The 726-nt window shown below is 43.1% G+C and carries 1 protein-coding gene; it reads right to left on the minus strand.

The annotated features are described in order from the left end of the window. A partial coding sequence (locus tag HMPREF2661_RS08820; RefSeq protein ID WP_283140445.1) for an IgG-binding virulence factor TspB family protein occupies positions 1–726 on the minus strand: 726 nt, incomplete at both ends.

Raw genomic sequence — 726 nt, forward strand, 5'->3', positions numbered from 1 at the left:
TGCAAATTAAAATCAAAATTGGCCTGATTTTTCGTGCAATGTCGCAAATTGTGTCATAACCCATTTCGAATCGGCCAAACAATCCAAAATCAAATGATTGTGGCCTTGGACAAACACCGTCCGTCTGGAAGTGTTCCAACGGTTTCAGAGTGCCTATATCTTGATCGTTTTGCGGAATGTTTAGATCTTTTTCTTCTGCATTGCCCATATCTGCACACGCTGCGATGTTTGGAAACAACGAACAAAGGCCATTTTCTTGCTGTTTTGGCGTTTGTTGATTGTTTGGACTATTCGGACTGTTCGGCTCATTCGGTGTATTGGGAGAATTAGGGCTATTCGGTGCGTTTGGCGTGTCCGGACTCTCCTGTCTGCTCGGTGTTGTCTTTTCGGGCTTATTTGGTGCTTCTGGGCTGTTTGGCTTTAAATCTGGACGCGGTACATAATCAACGCCTACAGTACCGTCTTGATTCATCCTAAACCTTGTCTGTTGGGGAGTGCTGCTGCCTTCAGGTGTATATGGCGCACTAAGTGCGGTGTCGGGACTAAATGTGCTTGGCTCGGCAGATTGATTCATAACGCCCATTTTTGCCAATTGGTTCATCAACTCGGCATGGTTTGTCTGATTGTTTTCAAGCATACGCTTAAGAATGTCTAACATTTCTTTTTGTGTCAGCATGAAGTCATTAATATCAACTGAATCATTATTATTTATAATATTTTGACGGT

Origin of the sequence: Neisseria sp. HMSC061B04 (genome assembly GCF_001836705.1) — a bacterium.
In the GTDB taxonomy this organism is placed as follows: domain Bacteria; phylum Pseudomonadota; class Gammaproteobacteria; order Burkholderiales; family Neisseriaceae; genus Neisseria.